Origin of the sequence: Xanthomonas phaseoli pv. dieffenbachiae, from assembly GCF_008639345.1 — a bacterium.
Lineage (GTDB): Bacteria > Pseudomonadota > Gammaproteobacteria > Xanthomonadales > Xanthomonadaceae > Xanthomonas > Xanthomonas phaseoli.
The window spans coordinates 1,554,465-1,573,238 of sequence record NZ_CP041380.1 but is presented as its reverse complement, the minus strand read 5'-3'; the positions used below and the strand labels follow the sequence as shown (position 1 = coordinate 1,573,238).

21 protein-coding genes are annotated in these 18,774 nt (G+C 64.1%); 10 read left to right on the top strand and 11 right to left on the bottom strand.

The genetic code is table 11. The features are described from left to right. The first annotated feature begins 47 nt into the window (after positions 1-47). Together FLG15_RS07255 and FLG15_RS07250 are read left to right on the top strand one after the other, a co-directional pair. Complete coding sequence (locus FLG15_RS07255; protein WP_057678452.1) at positions 48-263, top strand: DUF6116 family protein; 216 nt, start codon at positions 48-50, stop codon at positions 261-263. Beyond that, a complete protein-coding gene (locus tag FLG15_RS07250; protein ID WP_057678451.1) occupies positions 263-1,030 on the top strand; it encodes a TatD family hydrolase in 768 nt (255 codons plus the stop codon). The genes FLG15_RS07255 and FLG15_RS07250 overlap by 1 nt, the downstream gene beginning before the upstream one ends. Positions 1,031-1,081: 51 nt before the next feature. On the opposite strand, the gene FLG15_RS07245 is transcribed toward FLG15_RS07250, so the two are convergent. Next, the gene (locus tag FLG15_RS07245; protein WP_057678450.1) at positions 1,082-1,912 is read right to left on the bottom strand and encodes a tRNA threonylcarbamoyladenosine dehydratase; all 831 of its coding nucleotides are present in this window, start codon (positions 1,910-1,912) and stop codon (positions 1,082-1,084) included. A 74-nt stretch (positions 1,913-1,986) separates the two neighbouring features. Between FLG15_RS07245 and FLG15_RS07240 the strand changes: the two genes are divergently transcribed. Both FLG15_RS07240 and FLG15_RS07235 read left to right on the top strand, forming a co-directional pair. Continuing rightward, positions 1,987-2,415: a cytochrome c gene (locus tag FLG15_RS07240; RefSeq protein ID WP_057678449.1), complete on the top strand. Its 429-nt coding sequence runs from the start codon at positions 1,987-1,989 to the stop codon at positions 2,413-2,415. 132 nt (positions 2,416-2,547) lie between these two features. Then, positions 2,548-3,027 (top strand): glycine zipper 2TM domain-containing protein, encoded by a 480-nt coding sequence (locus FLG15_RS07235; RefSeq protein WP_017155734.1) that lies wholly within the window; start codon positions 2,548-2,550, stop codon positions 3,025-3,027. Between the two features lie 137 nt (positions 3,028-3,164). Here the strand turns inward: FLG15_RS07235 and FLG15_RS07230 are convergent, their stop codons facing one another. Continuing rightward, positions 3,165-3,380 (bottom strand): cold-shock protein, encoded by a 216-nt coding sequence (locus FLG15_RS07230; protein WP_003483561.1) that lies wholly within the window; start codon positions 3,378-3,380, stop codon positions 3,165-3,167. Between the two features lie 227 nt (positions 3,381-3,607). Here FLG15_RS07230 and FLG15_RS07225 point away from each other — a divergent pair, with 227 nt between their 5' ends. Continuing rightward, complete coding sequence (locus tag FLG15_RS07225; protein WP_150145758.1) at positions 3,608-4,093, top strand: DUF456 domain-containing protein; 486 nt, start codon at positions 3,608-3,610, stop codon at positions 4,091-4,093. A 259-nt stretch (positions 4,094-4,352) separates the two neighbouring features. Continuing rightward, positions 4,353-5,486: a phospholipase A gene (locus tag FLG15_RS07220; RefSeq protein ID WP_150145756.1), complete on the top strand. Its 1,134-nt coding sequence runs from the start codon at positions 4,353-4,355 to the stop codon at positions 5,484-5,486. A 391-nt stretch (positions 5,487-5,877) separates the two neighbouring features. Here the strand turns inward: FLG15_RS07220 and FLG15_RS07215 are convergent, their stop codons facing one another. The 4 genes from FLG15_RS07215 to FLG15_RS07200 all read right to left on the bottom strand — a co-directional run bounded on the left by FLG15_RS07215 (position 5,878) and on the right by FLG15_RS07200 (position 9,097). Next, on the bottom strand, positions 5,878-6,516 hold the full coding sequence (locus FLG15_RS07215) for a carbonic anhydrase (protein WP_017155731.1): 639 nt from the start codon (positions 6,514-6,516) through the stop codon (positions 5,878-5,880). 185 nt (positions 6,517-6,701) lie between these two features. Next, positions 6,702-7,337 (bottom strand): glutathione S-transferase family protein, encoded by a 636-nt coding sequence (locus FLG15_RS07210; RefSeq protein WP_057678448.1) that lies wholly within the window; start codon positions 7,335-7,337, stop codon positions 6,702-6,704. 109 nt (positions 7,338-7,446) lie between these two features. After that, positions 7,447-7,542, bottom strand: a complete 96-nt coding sequence (locus FLG15_RS07205) for a hypothetical protein (RefSeq protein WP_017155729.1) — start codon at positions 7,540-7,542, stop codon at positions 7,447-7,449. 37 nt (positions 7,543-7,579) lie between these two features. Next, positions 7,580-9,097: a fumarate hydratase gene (locus FLG15_RS07200; protein ID WP_057661651.1), complete on the bottom strand. Its 1,518-nt coding sequence runs from the start codon at positions 9,095-9,097 to the stop codon at positions 7,580-7,582. 297 nt (positions 9,098-9,394) lie between these two features. On the opposite strand from FLG15_RS07200, the gene FLG15_RS07195 reads away from it, so the two are divergent. Beyond that, entirely contained in the window at positions 9,395-11,275 is a 1,881-nt protein-coding gene (locus tag FLG15_RS07195; protein ID WP_017155727.1) for an ABC transporter ATP-binding protein, read from the top strand. 215 nt (positions 11,276-11,490) lie between these two features. After that, positions 11,491-12,270, top strand: coding sequence for a ferredoxin--NADP reductase (locus FLG15_RS07190; RefSeq protein ID WP_057686988.1), 780 nt, complete (start codon positions 11,491-11,493; stop codon positions 12,268-12,270). Between the two features lie 147 nt (positions 12,271-12,417). Here FLG15_RS07190 and FLG15_RS07185 read toward each other — a convergent pair whose 3' ends face one another. After that, positions 12,418-12,903 (bottom strand): glutathione peroxidase, encoded by a 486-nt coding sequence (locus FLG15_RS07185; RefSeq protein WP_057679840.1) that lies wholly within the window; start codon positions 12,901-12,903, stop codon positions 12,418-12,420. A 376-nt stretch (positions 12,904-13,279) separates the two neighbouring features. Between FLG15_RS07185 and FLG15_RS07175 the strand changes: the two genes are divergently transcribed. Beyond that, entirely contained in the window at positions 13,280-15,478 is a 2,199-nt protein-coding gene (locus tag FLG15_RS07175; RefSeq protein ID WP_170922370.1) for a M3 family metallopeptidase, read from the top strand. Between the two features lie 232 nt (positions 15,479-15,710). Here the strand turns inward: FLG15_RS07175 and FLG15_RS07170 are convergent, their stop codons facing one another. The 3 genes from FLG15_RS07170 to FLG15_RS07160 all read right to left on the bottom strand — a co-directional run bounded on the left by FLG15_RS07170 (position 15,711) and on the right by FLG15_RS07160 (position 17,444). Continuing rightward, on the bottom strand, positions 15,711-16,211 hold the full coding sequence (locus tag FLG15_RS07170) for a MarR family winged helix-turn-helix transcriptional regulator (RefSeq protein ID WP_057679838.1): 501 nt from the start codon (positions 16,209-16,211) through the stop codon (positions 15,711-15,713). Positions 16,212-16,277: 66 nt separating this feature from the next. Next, positions 16,278-17,123 carry a DUF3298 and DUF4163 domain-containing protein gene (locus FLG15_RS07165; protein WP_057679837.1) on the bottom strand — a complete coding sequence of 282 codons (846 nt, stop codon included), beginning with the start codon at positions 17,121-17,123 and terminating at the stop codon, positions 16,278-16,280. Between the two features lie 51 nt (positions 17,124-17,174). Beyond that, the gene (locus FLG15_RS07160) at positions 17,175-17,444 is read right to left on the bottom strand and encodes a GNAT family N-acetyltransferase (protein WP_057679836.1); all 270 of its coding nucleotides are present in this window, start codon (positions 17,442-17,444) and stop codon (positions 17,175-17,177) included. 227 nt (positions 17,445-17,671) lie between these two features. On the opposite strand from FLG15_RS07160, the gene FLG15_RS07155 reads away from it, so the two are divergent. Next, positions 17,672-17,860, top strand: a complete 189-nt coding sequence (locus FLG15_RS07155) for a hypothetical protein (RefSeq protein ID WP_057679835.1) — start codon at positions 17,672-17,674, stop codon at positions 17,858-17,860. A 303-nt stretch (positions 17,861-18,163) separates the two neighbouring features. Here FLG15_RS07155 and FLG15_RS07150 read toward each other — a convergent pair whose 3' ends face one another. Further along, complete coding sequence (locus FLG15_RS07150; protein ID WP_003483519.1) at positions 18,164-18,772, bottom strand: rhomboid family intramembrane serine protease; 609 nt, start codon at positions 18,770-18,772, stop codon at positions 18,164-18,166. Positions 18,773-18,774 lie beyond the last annotated feature (2 nt).

Sequence of the window (18,774 nt, the reverse complement as noted above, 5' to 3'; positions counted from 1 at the left end):
TTCAGCTAGCGGTTACTTCATGCATCTCTAACAGCCGGAGCATTCGCATGCGAAATCCCTTGACCGCACGCGCGCTGGATTGGGCCAGCACGCTGCGCTATCCCACCTTGTTCAAGCTGGCCGCCGCGCTGTTTCTGATCGACGTGGTGATGCCGGACCCGATCCCGTTTCTGGACGAATTGCTGTTCGGCCTGACCACGCTGCTGCTGGCCAATTGGAAAACCCGCAAGGCGCCCGCGCCGGAACCGGTGCGCCGCGACTGATGCAGCTGATCGACAGCCATTGCCATCTGGATGCAGGCGAGTTCGACCACGACCGCGCGGCGGTGGTCGCGCGCGCCCGCGCCGCGGGCGTCATGCAACAAGTGGTCCCGGCGATCACCGCCGCCAGCTGGCCGGGCCTGCGTGCGGTCTGCGATCAGGCACCTGGCCTCTACCCCGCTTATGGCCTGCATCCGCTGTTTCTGGACCAACACCGCCCCGAAGACCTGGAGCTGCTGGCCGAGTGGATCGAACGCGAGCGGCCCTGCGCGATCGGCGAATGCGGCCTGGACTTCTTCGTCGACGGACTGGATGCGCAGGCGCAACGCGCCTATTTCGATGCTCAGCTGCAGCTGGCCAAGCGCTTCGACCTGCCATTGATCGTGCATGCCCGCCGCGCCACCGAGGAAGTCATCGCCCGCATCAAGGCGACAGGTGGCCTGCGCGGCGTGGTGCACAGCTTTGCCGGCAGCCCCGAGCAGGCGCAGCAGTTGTGGAAACTGGATTTCATGATCGGCCTGGGCGGCCCGGTGACCTACCCGCGTGCCAATCGCTTGCGCGGGCTGGTGGCCAGCATGCCGCTGCAGCACCTGCTGCTGGAAACCGATGCGCCGGATCAGCCCGACGCCGGCAACCGCGGCCAACGCAACGAGCCGGCGTATCTGCGCACGGTATTGGACTGCATCGCCCAGCTCCGCGGGCAAGACCCTGCGCACATTGCTGCGCAGACATCGGCCAACGCACGCAGCCTGTTCGGCCTACCGCACTAGCGCAGCGTGCGTATCAGCGCGCACGGCCAGCACGACAGCGCGCAGGCCACATCACGACGCCGCAACCGCCTCGGCCGCCGGCGTCGCTGCCGCGGCCTTGGGCTTGAGCAACATGTCCAACGCCTTGCCCACGGCCACGAATGCAAAGGTACCGGTGATATGCGTGGCCGCACCCAGCCCTGCACCGCAATCCAGCTTGAGCGTGGCATCGGCATCGAGCTGCGGGCGGATGCCGCAAACGCTGCCATCGGCCTGCGGGTATTTGACGTTTTCCAGCGAATACACCGCGGGCACGCCGAAGTAGCGCTGCGGGTTCTTGGGAAAATTGAATTCGCTGCGCAGCTTCTTGCGGATCAGCGCCAGCATCGCATCGTGCTCGGTGCGCGAGACATCGCGCACGCGCACCAGCGTCGGGTCGGTGCGCCCGCCCGCCGCGCCAACGGTCAACAGCGGCAACTTGCGCCGGCGGCACCAGGCGATGGTTTCCACCTTGACCCGAAAGCTGTCGCAGGCATCGATCACCAGGTCGAAGCCCTCACCCAGCAAGCTGTCGATATTGCCCGAGGTCAGGAAAGCCTCGACCGCGTCGGCTTCGATGTCAGGGTTGATCGCCACGCAGCGCTCGGCCATCGCACGCGCCTTGTTGCGCCCGTATTGCCCGGCCAGCGCCGGCAGCTGCCGGTTGGTGTTGGACACGCACAGGTCGTCGGCATCGATCAGGCGGATGTGCCCCACCCCGGTGCGTGCCAGCGCCTCGACCACCCACGAGCCCACCCCACCCATGCCGACCACCGCCACGCGGCACGCCGACAAGCGCTCGACCGTGCCGACCCCATACAGCCGGTCGATACCGGCAAAGCGTTCACGCCATTGTGCTTTCATCGGCGTATTTTACGCGCCCCGCCCAGGGCGCGCCCACGCTGCCGCAACGAACGTTGCGTCCCAGGAGCCATCGCATGCACGCCCCGCCTCCCACCCAATCACGCGCCGCCCGCTACGCCTTCATGCTGGTGCTGGGCCTGCTGATCGGCCTGGTCGCCACGGTCATGGTGGCCAACGCACTCCGGTCACGACGCGACCCGGTGCCCGATAGCCTGATGCAGATCATGGCCTACCAGTTACGCGCATTGCGACCGGACGCAGGCGCCACCTGCACGCCGATGCAGCAACAGCGACGGCTGCAATCGCTGCGCCTGCTGGCCGACGAAGTCGAGCCGGCCTTCCCTGCGATTGGCGAGGATCGTCGCTTCAGCGAGCACGCGCAGGCATTGCGTGCCGTGCTGGACCAGGCCGCGCGCGTGACGCCGAGCGATTGCAGTCAGCTGGGCGAACTCCACTCCCGCATCTCCGATGCCTGCGAGGCCTGCCACCGCGACTTTCGCTGAGCTTTGATGAATACGACGCTCGGGTTTCGTTAAGCCTGCAGTGTCGTAGTTGGCAGGCCGTTCACCTGGACCATCACAGGATGACGTCGCCGCGGCCCCGGCCGCCTTTTCGAACCACCCCGGAGAGATTTCATGAAGACCCGACTGCTCGTCATTGGCCTGGCTGCAACCGCAACCCTGGTTGGCTGCGCCACCTCCCAACCCCAATACGGCAGCTATCGCGGCGACCGCGGTTATGACCAGGGCTACTCGCAACCGCAGCGCTGCGTGGACTGCGGCATCGTGACCCGGATCGATGAAGTCGGCCCCACCCGCACCGCGCCGACCGGCACTGGCGCCGTGCTGGGCGGCATCGTGGGCGCGGTGGCCGGCCGCCAGATTTCCAAGGAGACCGGCGGCAGTACGGGCAACAAGAACGTGTCGGCCGTGGCCGGCGCCGCTGCCGGCGCGCTGGCAGGCAACGCCATCCAGAACAACGTCACCAGCGCCAGCTTCGACGTGCAGGTGCGCATGGACGACGGCCGCGTGATCGTGGTCAACCAGCGCGACCTGGCTGGCGTGCGAGAGAACGCGTACGTGCGCGTGGTCAACGGCAAGGTCGTGCTGCGCTGATCCTTCCGCCCGGCGGGGCCTATGCCCTGCCGCTGCGTCGCCAGTTGGCAGGCGCCGCGAACGACACCGTTGCAAACAACAAAAAGGCCCGGTGACGGGCATTTTTGTTGCGTGGCTGATGCGCTCCGCGCAGCGGCTCAGACCACCTGCACTGCATCGGCCTGCAGGCCCTTCTGGCCTTGCACGACCGTGAAGCTGACCTTCTGACCTTCCTTGAGACTCTTGAAGCCCTGGATCTGGATCGCGCGGAAATGCACGAAGACGTCTTCGCCATTTTCGCGGCTGATGAACCCAAAGCCCTTGGCATCGTTGAACCACTTCACGACACCATTTTCGCGTTCGATGTTGGACATCTCGACTGACTCCCTACGACACTGTGATGGACGAGCGGTGGTGGCTGTGATTGCAAGGAGGAAGCGAGGTACAAGGATGTAGCGGATCAGGCGATCTACCGCATCAGGCCACGATTCACGGTGACCTTTGCAAACAGCAGCGGCTGCAACTTAACCCGCACAAAATGAATTTTCAAGCACCCCTTGCGCCTTTTTGTCAAGCCTGAATTAGGACCTGTGTAACCATCATGGATACCGTCGTCGTCTACTACGTCCTGGCCACGGCGCTCGTGCTGATCGGCCTGGCTGGCGTCATCCTGCCGGCCCTGCCGGGACTGCCGCTGGTGTTTGCCGGCCTGCTGGTTGCCGCTTGGGCCGACGATTTCACCCACATCGGCTGGGTGACGCTGGTCGTGCTGGGGGTGATCACCGCGCTGTCGTATCTGGTCGACTTCCTGGCCACGCTGTACGGGGCGCAGCGGGTAGGTGCCAGCAAGATGGCATTGTGGGGTTCGGTCATCGTGGGCATTGCAGGCATTTTCTTCCTGCCGATCGGGCTGTTCGTCGGCCCGTTCGCTGGCGCCTGGCTCGGCGAGTACTACCAGACACGCAAATCCGGCCAGGCCACCAAGGTCGGTCTCGGTACCTGGGTGGGCATCATGCTCGGCACCGCCACCAAGCTGGCGCTTGGCCTGTGCATGTTGGGTGTGTTCGCCATCGGCTGGTTTTTCTAGGGCTTTGCAACGGCTCGACGGCGGTGTACGCGCGTCTTGTCCGGGAGGCGCGTAACAGCCACCTGCGCTCACTCGACTGACGCGTGGCGGGGACACTCCATGCGCATACCGGCCTTCGGCAACACGTTGCAGGCAGCTGCTGGGGCGACGCAATTCAACCGAATGTTATGCCGTCGTGTACACACTGCGTATGCAGACGCGACCGTTAAGCTGGGTATCTCTGCGCCTGCCTGGCGCCTTCACTTTGGCCAGACCGCCCATGTCCAAGCACCACACCCGCCCCCTGATGCTGATCGCACTGGCCGCCGCGCCAGTGGCACATGCGCAGGAAATCGCACCGCAGCCGGCCTCGCCGCAAGCCTGCACCTCGGTGACCTCCGATGCCGCTCGCCTGGCCTGTTACGACAAGGCGCTGGGCTACACGCCGCAGCAAACCGCAGAGGCAGATGCCGCAGCGCAACTGGCCAAGCAGAAGGACGCCAAGCCCGACGATACGCGCACCATCAGCCGGGTCGGCGATTTCTTCCGCGCCGACGGCCAGGACCAACCGAAAGAAGAAGCCGTGGCCAATGCCGGCCGCGGCTCCTTGCTGGACCGACGATGGGAACTGGCCAAGGACTCCAAGCTGGGCACCTTCCAGCTGCGCGGCTACAAGCCGGTGTACCTGTTGCCGGCGTTCTGGACCAGCGACACCAACCGCACTCCGCAGTCGCCGAATCCGGCCAACTCGCTCGACACACCGCAGCAGCTGGACAGCACCGAGCTCAAGTTCCAGCTCAGCTTCAAGACCAAGGTGGTGGAAGACCTGTTCGGCGACAACGGCGATATCTGGATGGGCTACACCCAGAGCTCGCGCTGGCAGGCCTACAACGCCGATGCGTCGCGCCCGTTCCGCGAGACCAACTACGAGCCCGAAGCGATGCTGGTCTTTCGCAACAACTACAGCATCTTCGGCTGGAAGGGCCGCATGAGCGGCATCAGCCTCAATCACATGTCCAATGGGCGTGCCGACCCGCTGTCGCGTTCGTGGAATCGGGTGATCCTGAATTTCGGGCTGGATCGCGAGAACTTGGCGCTGACGCTGCGCCCGTGGTTCCGTATCAAGGAAGACCGCGCCGACGACAACAATCCCGATATCGAGGATTACATGGGCCGCGGCGATGCCACGCTGGTGTACAACAAGGACGGCCACGAATTGGCGCTGATCGCACGCCACTCGCTGCGTGGCGGCGACCGCTCGCACGGCTCGGTGCAGCTGGATTACGGCTTCCCCATCACCAACCTGTTGCGCGGCCATGTACAGGTGTTCGATGGCTACGGCGAAAGCATGATCGACTACAACCACAAGGCAACCTACATCGGTGTGGGCGTGTCATTGCTGGAGTGGTTCTAGGCACCGCGCGCAAACCGGCTGCGTTCGCCGCAAGGCGGCAGCAGCCGGTGTTCGGCATGTACTGCTTCAGCGTTGCGAGCCCTACGCGCCGCATGTACTGCTTCAGCGTTGCGAGCCCTACGCGCCATCCGCATTGCCGGCGACGTCGTTTGATCGCCCTGGCCGCGCCCAATGGTGTTGCAGGGTGCTCACGACAAGCGCTGCTGCCGATGATCGCCGGCACACGGGCCGGCGCATCGTGCAAGGCAGTCAAACGGCGAACTGCACCGAGTTGATCAATCGCAGGCCGGCATGTGCGCATGTCGGCCTTTTTCTTCTGCACACCCATGCGGAAAGACATTGCCCGCGGACCAACGCATGTCGCGCTGGCCGAGGCGTGCCTGTGCTCGACTCAGACGTCGAAGAAGTCCACCTTGCCGTCCTGCAAGGTGTAGTACGCACCGACCACGCGCACATTGCCGGCGCGCAATGGTTCGAGCAGTGCAGGTTCGGATGCCGCGCGCAAGCGGTCGACAGTACGCTTGACGTTGGCCTTGACCGAGTCGGCCAGCAGGTTGGTACCGCCCTTGGCCTTGGCGGTCAGCACCGCCGGAACGATCGGCTCGATCATCGCGCCGATTGCGCCAGGGAAGAACGTGTTGTTCTCCACGACCGACACTGCCGCGGCCACCGCACCGCAGCTTTCGTGGCCCATCACCACCACCAGCGGCACGCCGAGCTGGCTGACTGCATATTCGATCGAACCGAGCGCGGTGGTGTCGACGGTATTGCCGGCGTTGCGCACGATGAACATTTCGCCTAGGCCGCGGCCGAACAGGAGTTCCGGTGGCACGCGCGAATCCGAGCACGACACCAGGATGACGAACGGGGTCTGGCCCAGCGCAAGCTCCAGGCGGCGCTTGCTGTCGGAGATCACTTTCTTGGGGCGGTTTTCGACGAATGCGTTGTTGCCGTCACGCAGAATCTGCAGCGCCTGCTCGGCATTCAAATCGGTTTTCTTGGACGGCGCCGCGCGCAAGGCGAACGGCACGGACGCGGCAGCAGCCGCGATCGGCGCGCAACACGCGCACTGAAGCAATTTTCGACGCGATGCGGAATGCGACATGGACGAGGCCCCCTGCTCTGTGGTTGGTGTCGCGATCGTACTATGTGGCGGACGCGACCAAACGGGCGGATGGAGATTGCGATCAAAAGGCGCGGTCCGCGGACGCAGGTTCAGGTCCAGTCCGTCAGGCCCTCCCGGCGATAGGTTTCCTGAAACGCCGGGCGCGCCTTCATCCGCATTGCGTGCGCCTGCAGCGCAGGCCAGGTATCGGTCGGCCGCGGCATGTTGCGCGACCAGCGCATCAGCATGGTCAACATGAAGTCGGCTGCCGACACGGTTTTCCCGAGCAGATATGGGCCGTGGGCCTGCAGATGCGCATCGACCTGGGCCCAGGCCGCTTCGAGCTTGCGGCGGGCGTGCATCTGCGCCGCCTCGGCCTGCCCGGCCCCGGCCGGCTCGCTCGGGTAGAACCAGGCGCGGTACGCCGGCTGCAGGGTGTTGGCGCAGAAGAACATCCACTTGTAGTACGCCGCACGCTCGGGCGTGCCGACTGCCGGGGCCAGCCCGGCCTGCGGATGCAGGTCGGCCAGGTGCAGCACGATGGCTGCAGCTTCCGTGAGCACTTGGCCATCGAGCACCAGCGTGGGCACCACGCCGGCGGGGTTGAGCGCCAGGTACTGCGGCGATTTGTGCTCGCCGCGTTCGAAATCCAATGGGTGCAGTGCGTGCGGAATATCCAGTTCGATCAGCAGCCAATGCACCACCAACGCTGCGGTACTGGGGGAGTGGTACAGCGTGGCGACCATGCGGGGCTCCGGGATCGGTAGGGACAGGCGCGCAAGGCGGGCGACGTCTGCGCGGCGCACGGCGATTGTCGTTGTTTTTACCGCGCTGTCGAAGACCTGTGCCGTGCAATCACTGCTGCACCGACGCGCGCACCGGCACCACGACGCACTCGACACGATGCGGCATGCGCGCATCGTGCCTGCAGCTCACCGGCACCGGCCACACCCGCGCAACGGCAGTGAGGCCGGCTCGATCGCCGCCGTTACTCCACCACCACCGGAATCTTGCCGATCCGCGACTGCCATTGGCGCGGGCCGGTCTTGTGCACCGATTCGCCGCTGGAATCCACCGCGACCGTCACCGGCATGTCCTTGACCTCGAATTCGTAGATCGCCTCCATGCCGAGATCCTCGAACGCCAGCACGCGCGCGGCCTTGATCGCCTTGGACACCAGATACGCCGAGCCGCCGACCGCCATCAGGTAGACGGCCTTGTTGTCGCGGATCGCGGCGATCGCCGCATCGCCGCGCTCGGACTTGCCGACCATGCCGAGCAGGCCGGTCTGTTCCAGCATCTGCCGGGTGAACTTGTCCATGCGCGTGGCGGTGGTGGGGCCAGCCGGGCCCACCACTTCGTCGCGCACCGGATCGACCGGGCCGACGTAGTAGATGAAGCGATTGGTGAAGTCCACCGGCAGGGTTTCGCCGCGGTTGAGCATGTCGATCATGCGCTTGTGCGCAGCGTCGCGGCCGGTCAGCAGCTTGCCGTTGAGCAGGATCACCTCGCCCGGCTTGAAGCTGGCGACTTCTTCCTTGCTGATGGTGTCCAGGTTGACCCGGCGCGCATTGGTCGGGTTGTAGGTGAGCTTGGGCCAGTCTTCCAGCGACGGCGGATCCAGCATCACCGGGCCGCTGCCGTCCAGGGTGAAATGCGCATGGCGGGTGGCGGCGCAGTTGGGGATCAACGCCACCGGCAGGTTGGCCGCATGGGTCGGGTAATCCTTGACCTTGATATCCAGCACGGTGGTCAGGCCACCCAGGCCCTGCGCGCCGATGCCCAGCGCATTGACCTTTTCATACAGCTCAAGCCGCAGTTCTTCGGCACGGTTGGCCGCGCCGCGCGCCTGCAGGTCGACGATGTCGATCGGCTCCATCAAGGCTTCCTTGGCCAGCAGCATGGCCTTCTCGGCGGTGCCGCCGATGCCGATGCCCAGCATGCCCGGCGGACACCAGCCGGCGCCCATGGTCGGCACGGTCTTGAGCACCCAATCGACGATGGAATCGGAGGGATTGAGCATGGCGAACTTGCTCTTGGCCTCCGAACCGCCGCCCTTGGCCGCGACGATCACCTCGACATGGTCGCCGGGCACGATCTTGGTGTTGACCACTGCCGGCGTGTTGTCGCGGGTATTGGCGCGCTTGCCGGCCGGGTCGGCCAGCACGCTGGCGCGCAGCTTGTTGTCGGGGTGGTTGTAGGCGCGACGCACGCCCTCGTTGACCATGTCTTCCACGCCCATGGTGGCGTCGTCCCAGCGCACGTTCATGCCGATTTCCAGGAACACGGTGACGATGCCGGTGTCCTGGCAGATCGGTCGGTGGCCTTCGGCGCACATGCGCGAGTTGATCAGGATCTGCGCAATGGCGTCCTTGGCAGCCGGCGACTCTTCGCGCTCGTAGGCGGCGGACAGATTCTTGATGTAGTCGACCGGGTGGTAGTAACTGATGTACTGCAACGCATCGGCGACGGACTGGATGAGGTCTTCCTGCTTGATCGAGGTCACGGCTGGCTCTACGGCTGGCGGGGGTGCAATCCGGGCATTTTAGAGCAAACCGCAGGCGCGTCCGGGTGCGGCGTCTATCGCTGCGATTGACCGATGCGGCCTTTCGCCGGTGGTCGCCGCAGTGCTGCGATCGTGCTGCGGTGATGGCAAGCCACCAATCCACCGACCGTTGCCGGCGCGGCGGCCGACGGTGAGCCCTGGGCGCCGCGAGGCGAGCACGCGCCTGCCTGGGCCCTGCCCCTTTCTTATGGTTGGCCCCACACCCCGCGCCCACGCCGGGCGCGGCACACTAATACGATGTCAGCTTCCCGTTCCGGCGCTCCTGCGCCCGCCGCCCCCCGTACCGGCCCTACCCTGCGCGAGCGCCTGGATGCGCTGCGCAATCTGCCGCCGTTCCTGCAGCAGATCTGGCAGACCAGCCGCTGGCTGAGTGCCAGCAGCATCGGCTTGCGCGTGCTGCGCGCGCTGATGCCGGTGGCGACGCTGTACATCGGCAAATTGATCATCGACGAGGCGATCCATCTGGTCGGCCAGCCGCAGGCATTCGACTCGTTCGCGCAGGCGCTGGGCAGCGGCCGACTGAACCGGCTGCTGGAACTGCTGGCGCTGGAACTGGCGCTGGCGATCGGCTCGGACCTGCTCGGCCGGCTGGTCGGTTATGCCGATGCGCTGCTGTCGGAGTTGTTCAACAACGCCGCCAGCGTGCGTCTGATGGAACACGCCGCGCAGCTGGATCTGGAGGATTTCGAAGACCCGGACCGGCAGGACAAGCTGGATCGCGCGCGACGCCAGACCATGAACCGCATGAACCTGATGAGCCAGCTGTTTGGCCAGGTGCAGGACGCCATCACCGTGGTCAGCCTGGCGGTGGGCCTGGTGGTCTATGCGCCGTGGTTGATCGTGCTGCTGGCGGTGGCATTGATCCCGGCCTTCATCGGCGAGGCGCACTTCAATGCGCTGGGCTATTCGCTCAACTTCCAGTGGACGCCGGAACGGCGCCAGCTCGATTACCTGCGCCAGGTCGGCGCCAGCGTGGAGACGGCCAAGGAAGTCAAGATCCTCAACCTGCACCGCTTCCTGATCGCGCGCTACCGCCGGCTGGCCGACAAGTTCTTCCAGGCCAACCGTGCGCTGGCACGCAAGCGCGCAATGTGGGGAGCGCTGCTGGCCGCGCTCGGCACCCTGGGCTACTACATGGCCTACGGCTACATCGCCTGGCGCACGGTGCGCGGCGATTTCAGCATCGGCGACCTGACCTTTCTGGCCGGCAGTTTCCTGCGCCTGCGGCAGTTGCTGGAAGGCTTGCTGATCGGCTTTTCGCAGGTCGCAGGCCAGGCGCTGTATCTGGACGATCTGTATTCGTTCTTCAACATCGTGCCGGAAATCCGCTCGCGCCCGAACGCGCTGCCGGTGCCGCGCCCGATCCGCCAGGGCTTCGTGTTCGAAGACGTCGGCTTCCGCTACCCGGACGCGGAACAATGGACGGTGCGGCACCTGGATTTCGAACTGCGTGCCGGCGAAGTGCTGGCGCTGGTCGGCGAAAACGGCGCCGGCAAGACCACCCTGGTCAAGCTGCTGGCCCGGCTCTACGACCCCGACGAAGGCCGCATCCTGCTCGATGGCCACGATCTGCGCGACTACGATCTGGACGACCTGCGCGCCAACCTGGGCGTGATTTTCCAGGACTTCGTGCGCTATCACCTGAGCGTGGGCGAAAACATCGGCGTGGGCCAGGTGGATGCGATGGACGACGCGCCACGTATCCGCGCCGCCGCACAACGCGCGATGGCAGGCGAGCTGATCGACAGCCTGCCCGACGGCTACGACCAGCTGATCGGGCGGCGCTTCAAGAACAGCGTGGATCTGTCCGGCGGGCAATGGCAGAAGATCGCCATCGCTCGCGCCTACATGCGCGATGCGCAGCTGATGATCCTGGACGAACCCACCGCCGCGCTGGATGCGCGCAGCGAATTCGAGGTGTTCCAGCGCTTCAAGGAACTGTCGGACAACCGCACCGCGGTGCTGATTTCGCACCGTTTCTCCAGCGTGCGCATGGCCGACCGCATCCTGGTGCTGGCCGCAGGCCGCATCGAGGCCAACGGCACCCACGACGAGTTGATGGCCCAAGGCGGCCGGTATGCGGAATTGTTCGAATTGCAGGCGGCGGGGTATCGGTGAGGTCGGGATTTGGGAATCGGGAATGGGGAATCGTTAGAAGCGGCGCTCCTGCGGCTGACAGGTACTGAGCCTGCGGATCCTGAAGAGGCACAGATCGTTCGGCACTGCACCCCATTCCCGATTCCCGATTCTCCATTCCCACCAAATGAGAGTTCATCTCATTTGGCCGGCTTGAGGTAGAATTGCCGGGTACTCTTCCCACGACACTTACCGGTATGTCTTCCGCTTTTGGCGCCGAAACGGTGCTCGAGGTCCGTCACTGGACCGATGCCTACTTCAGCTTCACCACGACCCGCGATGCCGGGTTCCGTTTCGAAAACGGGCAGTTCGTGATGATCGGGCTGGAAACCGAAACGCGTCCGTTGCTGCGTGCGTATTCGATCGCCAGCGCCAATTGGGAAGAACATCTGGAGTTCTTCAGCATCAAGGTGCCGGACGGCCCGTTGACCTCGCGGCTGCAGCACATCCAACCGGGCGACAAGGTGCTGGTCGGCAGGAAACCCACCGGCACGTTGCTGATCAGCGACCTGCACCCCGGGCGCAACCTGTATCTGCTGGGCACCGGCACCGGCCTGGCGCCATGGCTGTCGATCATCAAGGACCCGGAAACCTACGAGCGTTTCGACAAGGTGATCCTCACCCAGGGCGTGCGTTTCGTGCAGGATCTGGCCTACCGCGATTACTTCGAACGCGAGTTGCCGCAGCACGAATTCCTCGGCGACCTGCTGCGCGAGAAATTGCTGTACTACCCGGCGGTCACGCGCGAAGCCTTCGCCAACCAAGGCCGTTTGACCGAACTGATGGCCGATGGGCGCATGCAGCAGACGCTCGGGTTGCCGACATTGGATCCGGCCAACGACCGCTTCATGATCTGCGGTAGCCCGCAGATGCTGGCCGACCTGCGCACCCTGCTCGATAGCCGCGGTTTCCAGACCTCGCCGCGCATCGGCACGCCGGGGCATTACGTGTTTGAGCGTGCATTCGTCGAAAAGTGACGTGGCACCGGTGAAATACCAGCACGTTGCGGCGTTTCGTTGAAGCACCCGATGTCGTAGAAGCGCAGCCGGGCGCGACGAGGCGTTACGGGAAAAGCTCCGTCGCGCCCGGGTGCGCTCCTACGGTTCAACACCATGCCTGCCGGATCACGCGCCCAACGCGCGCTCGATGTCGGCGGCCAATGCTTCCGGCTTGGTGGTGGGCGCATAACGTTCCAATACGCGGCCGTCGCGGCCGATCAGGAACTTGGTGAAGTTCCACTTGATCGCTTCGGACCCGAGCACGCCGCGTTGTTCGTGCTTGAGCCATTGCCACAGCGGATGCGCGCCGTTGCCGTTGACCTCGATTTTTGCTGCCAGCGGAAAATCCACCGCATAGTCGAGCGAGCAGAACTGGCGGATCTGCGCCGCATCGCCCGGCTCCTGATGCCCGAATTGATCGCATGGAAAGCCGATCACCACCAGCCCACGTTCGCGATAACGCTGCCACAGCGCCTGCAGCCCCGCATATTGCGGCGTAAACCCGCACTTGGAGGCAACATTGACCACCAGCAGGACGTTGCCGGCGTAGTCGCGCATCGACTGGGTGCGGCCTTCCAGGTCGGTGAATGCGAAGGTGGAGATGTCGCTCATGGTTGCCCTGCGGTGTGCGAAACGGGCAGCGTACCGTAGCCGCCTGCACGGCGGCCACGCAGCGGCCGAAAGATTGCAGCAGGCAACCGTGCGGCAGATCGCCTGCGGCGCGGCAGGTCGGGAGCGTCAAGCAGACGCCCTGGGAGCTCGGCAAGCTCACCCGAACACAGCTAGCTCGCAAGGTGCCAAGGGGTGCAGCCGGCACACGTCCGCCGGCGGTACAGGCCCAGCTTGCATCGACTCGTACCCTCGCAACGCGAGCAACGGTTGTGCCCGCCTGCTCGCGTCGTCTTGGCCTGGCAGCCATGCCTTTTGTCACACGCCTGTCCCGACCGGCTGGGTTAGCCTCGGGGGTTCGCACTTTGGAGCAACTCTCTTGACCACCCGTCTCGCTTTTGCCCTGGCCGCCGCCCTGGGACTTGCCATGCCGTCCTACAGCATCGCCGCCCCCGCTGCCACGCAGGCCGCCACCCAAGCCAACCCCTTCTTTGCCGACAGCACGCTGCCGCTGCATTACCCGCAGTTCGACAAAATCAAGGACAGCGATTTCGCACCTGCCTTCGATGCCGGCATGGCCGAGCAGCTGAAGGAAGTCGAAAAAATCGCCAACCAGAAGGCCAAGCCCAGCTTCGAGAACACCATCATCGCGCTGGAAAAGAGCGGCGCCACGCTCGATCGCGCCACCACGGTGTTCTTCAATCTGGTGGGCGCAGACACCAACGACGCGCGCAAGAAACTGCAGGCCGACTATTCGGCGAAGTTCGCAGCGCACCGCGATGCCATTTCGCTCAACGGCAAGCTGTTTGCACGCATCCAGAGCCTGTACGAGCAACGCGCCACGCTGGGGCTGGATGCGCAGGGCGTACGCCTGGTCGAGAAGTACTACAGCGATTTCGTGCGCGACGGCGCCAAGCTCTCCGACGCCGACAAGACCACGCTCAAGGCGATGAATGCCGAGCTGGCCAACCTGGGTACCACGTTCAGCCAGAACGTGCTGGCCGAGGTGAATGCTGCCGCTGTGGTCGTGGATGACGTCAAGCAACTGGACGGTTTGTCGCAGGAGCAGATCGCCGCTGCCGCCGAAGCGGCCAAGGCGCGCAAACTCGATGGCAAGTACGTCATTGCCTTGCTCAACACCACCGGCCAGCCGCCACTGACACAGCTGAAGAATCGCGAGCTGCGCAAGAAGATCTACGACGCCTCGGTGTCGCGCGGAAGCCACGGCGGCCAGTACGACAACACCGCGCTGGTCTCGCGCATCATGAAGCTGCGTGCCGACAAGGCCAAGCTGCTCGGCTTCCCCACCTATGCCGCCTACTCGCTGGAAAACCAGACCGCCAAGACGCCTGAAGCGGTCAACGCAATGCTGGGCAAACTGGCGCCGGCCGCGGTGGCCAATGCCAAGCGCGAAGCCGCCGATCTGCAGGCGATGATCGACAAGGAACAAAAGGCCGCGCGCAAGCCGACCTTCAAGCTCGAAGCCTGGGACTGGGCCTACTACAGCGAAAAAGTGCGCCAGGCCAAGTACAACTTCGACGAATCCCAGCTCAAGCCATACTTCGAGCTCAAGAACGTGCTGGAAAACGGCGTGTTCTATGCGGCCAACCAGGAATACGGCCTGACCTTCAAGCAGCGCACCGACCTGCCGACCTACCGCGACGACATCACCGTCTACGACGTGTTCGATGCCGACGGCAAGCAGTTGGCGATCTTCATCGCCGACATGTATGCGCGCGAATCCAAGCGCGGTGGCGCATGGATGAACTCCTATGTATCGCAATCGGCGCTGACCGGCTTCAAGCCGGTGGTGGCCAATCACCTCAACATTCCCAAGCCGCCGGCCGGCCAGCCGACGCTGCTGACCTGGGATGAGGTGACCACCATGTTCCATGAGTTCGGGCATGCGCTGCACGGCATGTTCTCCGACGTCAAATACCCGTATTTCTCCGGCACCAGCGTGCCGCGCGACTTCGTCGAGTTCCCCTCGCAGGTCAACGAGATGTGGGCCGACGAGCCATCCATCCTGAAGAACTACGCAAAGCATTATCAGAACGGCACCCCGATGCCGCAGGCGTTGCTGGACAAGGTGATTGCCGCATCCAAGTTCAACCAGGGCTTTGCCACCACCGAGTATCTGGGTGCGGCGATGCTGGATCAGAACTGGCACCAGGTCAGCGCCAGCCAGGTGCCGGACGCTGCCGGCGTGATGGCATTCGAAGCCAAGGCGCTGCAGCAGGACGGCATTGCCTACGCGCCAGTGCCCCCGCGCTACAAGACCCCGTATTTCAGCCACATCATGGGCGGTTACGCGGCAGGCTACTACGCCTACATCTGGTCGGAAGTGCTGGACGCCAACACCCAGCAGTGGTTCAAGCAGCACGGTGGCCTGAGCCGCGCCAATGGCGATCGTTTCCGCAAGACCCTGCTTTCGCGCGGCGGTAGCGTGGATGCGATGGAGCTGTTCCAGAACTTTGCCGGGCATGCGCCGCAGATCGAGCCGCTGCTCGAAAAGCGCGGTCTCAGCGCGCAAGGCGGCGATGGCGCCACTCCGGAAGCGCCGCAGTCCAAGCCATAAATCGGCTGCACGATCCGCGCACGGTCATCAGGCCGGGTGCTTGGCAACAGGATCGGCATGTCCCGTGCGGGCATGCCGGTCTCCGACACCAGACGAGCCATCCAACTGCTCGCAATGTATCGGCAAGTCCTTGTTCGAGAACAGATGAGAGGACAACGCCGCCCCGGGCGATCAGGGCGGCTTTTTGCTGGCTGTAGTTGCAGCGCCTTGTCGCACGCGCAACGCGCAGTGCTTAGAGTTCGACCGCGTCCACGCCGTCCAGGAGCTTTCTCAGCAGCTTCTCCAAACGCAGCTGCTCGGCCTCGCTCATGCTGGCGGTTTCTGCATCCAACAGCGTACAGGCATCGGGCAACAGTCTTTCGATCAAGGCCAGGCCCGCGGGCCGCAGCGTCAGTACGATCTTGCGCCGATCTTCGGGGCTGCTGGTGCGCGTGATCAGGCCTTTCTCGCACAGCTGATCGGTGAGCCGGGTGATGTTGGCCGGCTTTTCGCTGGCGGCTTCGGCCACCTCGGTCGGAGTGATCGACTGCTCCGGTGTGCCATAGAGCATCATCAGAATTTCGTATTCCGGCGGACTGATGCCATAAGGCTTGAGCCGCACGCACCCGAGTGTATGCAGGCGCTTGTGGAGATGCTTGATCAGTCTCACCAATATTGCCGGCTCCCGCGGGAATGCCGGATAACGCACGCAGGTGTGGTCCACGCGACTTGCGGTTGAGTCGAAACTACTCATATCACCCGTTGGAGTACGTTGCTGAATGGCCGGGCCATTCAATCACAACATGCGCGATGCAACACCTCAGCGCGCGAAGAGATGTACATATTCCGGTGCGACCGAAGGCAATAATGTGGAGGCAGCGACCTCAGCCATCTGCGTGCCATCCGAGTAGGGACCCACCTGATAGGGCGGAAACACAAAGCGCACGGCAGTGATCTGCCCAGTTGCATTCAACACCGGGACGAACTGCGCAAAATTTTCCACCTGCGCGGCGGTGCCTTCGGCAATCATGCGGTCGGCCGACGCTACCTGCTCAGCCTGCTCTTCTACCGGCACGCGATCGGCCTGGACACGCTGGGTCGCTGCTGCATGCAATTGCGCCGCGACCTCGCGGCCGATCTTTTCCCAGCCTGCCGGATCCGGAATCAGCGCCTGCGCGGTCAATTGCTTGCGCTCCTTGACCAACCAGACGAAGCGCGCCACCAGCGGCTCGCCGTGCGCACCACCGGTGTACCTGCTGCCGTCGGCGGAAATCACGATCAGTTCCGGGGTCTGCAACACGGTTTCGAAGGCCAGCGACAGCTCATACGGCGCGGGCGGCTTGTCGTTGCCCAGACCCGAGACTGCCTGCATCAGTTCGGCACGCGCATCCTGGGCATAACCGCGAATGAGCGCAGTGAGTTCCGGATATGCATCCAGCCCGCGCGGATAGCTGATGCCCACCATGTAAGCCGGCGCATGTTCGATCACATCTTCCAGCGGGCCGCTCTGTACGACGGTCGGCTCTGCAGGCGCTGCCGCCGCGGGCGCCGCATCGGCGGCCGGCGCGCTTGGCTCTGCCGTTGTCGGTGCGCGCTGCGTACATCCCGCCAACACGGCCAGCACCAGCAAGCCCTGCACTGCCTTGACTCCAAGCAACCGCCCCATTACCACCTGCTCCCCTGATATGACTTGTGTTACGAAAAGACCCGCTGCTGGTCAGGCCAGCAAATCGTGATACTGCGGATGTCGACGCACGTATGTATCGGCATAGCTGCACGCCGCAACCACCTTCAAATCGTGTTGCCGCGCGAATGTCAAAGCGTCCTCGACCAATGCCGCGGCAATTCCGCGTCCGCTGACCGCCTCCGGCACCTGCGTGTGCGTGATGGTCATGATCTCACCCTCGCGCCGATAGGCGAGCTCGGCGCGATGTCCATCGGTGTCTATGTTGAAACGCTGCCGGTCCGGATCGTGTTCTGCGTGCACTGTCGACGCCTCTCTCAAGTTCTGCGCCAGCAAGAAGTGGTGGTCAGTGTGACCAGCGCGATGCCGCGCCTGCGTGAAAGTGAATCGCTGCTGTGATCGGCTGCCCAGCTTGCGCAACGCGCCCTCAAGTTCGTCCGGGCAGCGCCGATAGCTGACCCGAAGGCAATCGCGGCAACCGGTGTGCGGTAGCAGCGACGTCTTCGTCTTACCTACGAGGGAGCCACCGCATGAACAACGATTCGGCAGGACACAGCGCAGACAGCGACAGCTCGTTGCTGGAGGGCCTGTTCCAGTTCGCCCTCAAGGGCGACACCCACAATCCGGATTTCACGCAGCTCAACGATACGGTGTACAAGCGCCTGCAGCAGGCGTACGGCGTGGCATCCAGCGCCGACCAGGAACGCAACGCGGCCTGAGCTGGCGCATCGCTGCACAGCGGTCTCATCCGCTGTGCAGTCGTTGATCGCATCTAACACGTCTGTCGAGACCGTGCGACTGCGCGGCAGGACATGGCTGGGCCTTACCAAACCGGGTTCTCACCCGCTTCCCGCAACGGGCCAGTCCGTACACCCCAGCAGTCGTTGGGCATCCCGTCGCGCGACCTGCAATCACGCGTTCGGCGTGCAGAAGGGACGCGCTGCGCGCAATCAAACGTCACTTCCTACCTGCGACAGCGTCCTGTGCATTGAGCTTGGCAGCGTAACCGCCGCGTATCGCGCTCAGCCGAAGCGCGGGTTGGACAGCTGCTCCAGAAACACCTGCCACACGCGCGGTTCCATGATCAGCATGAACATCACGCCGAACGCGGCGCCGGCCAGATGCGCGCTGTGGTTGATGCGATCGCCGCCGCGGCGGTCCATCCACAGGCTGTAGCCCACATAGAACACCGCATACAGAATCGCCGGGGCCGGAATGAACAGCACCAGGATGATCGTCCATGGTTGCAGCAGGATGAAGGCAAACAGCACCGCCGACACCGCACCGGATGCGCCCAGACTGAGGTAATTCGGATTCTTCTGGTTCTTCAGGTAGCTGGGTAGGATCGAGACCACCAGTGCGGCCAGATAGAACAACGGATAGGTCAGCACACTGCCGGTAAGCTGGGCCATCACGTTCTCGATCACCCGGCCGAAGAAGAACAGCGTGATCATGTTGAAGATCAGGTGCCCCAGGTCGGCATGGATGAAGCCATAGGTCACCAGGCGGTCGTATTGCTTGTGCTTGTCCACCGCCGGCGGCCACAAGATCAGCCTGTCGCTCAACTTGCGGTTGTTGAACGCCATCCACGAGACGATGCCGGTGATGGCGATCAGGATCAGGGTAATCATGC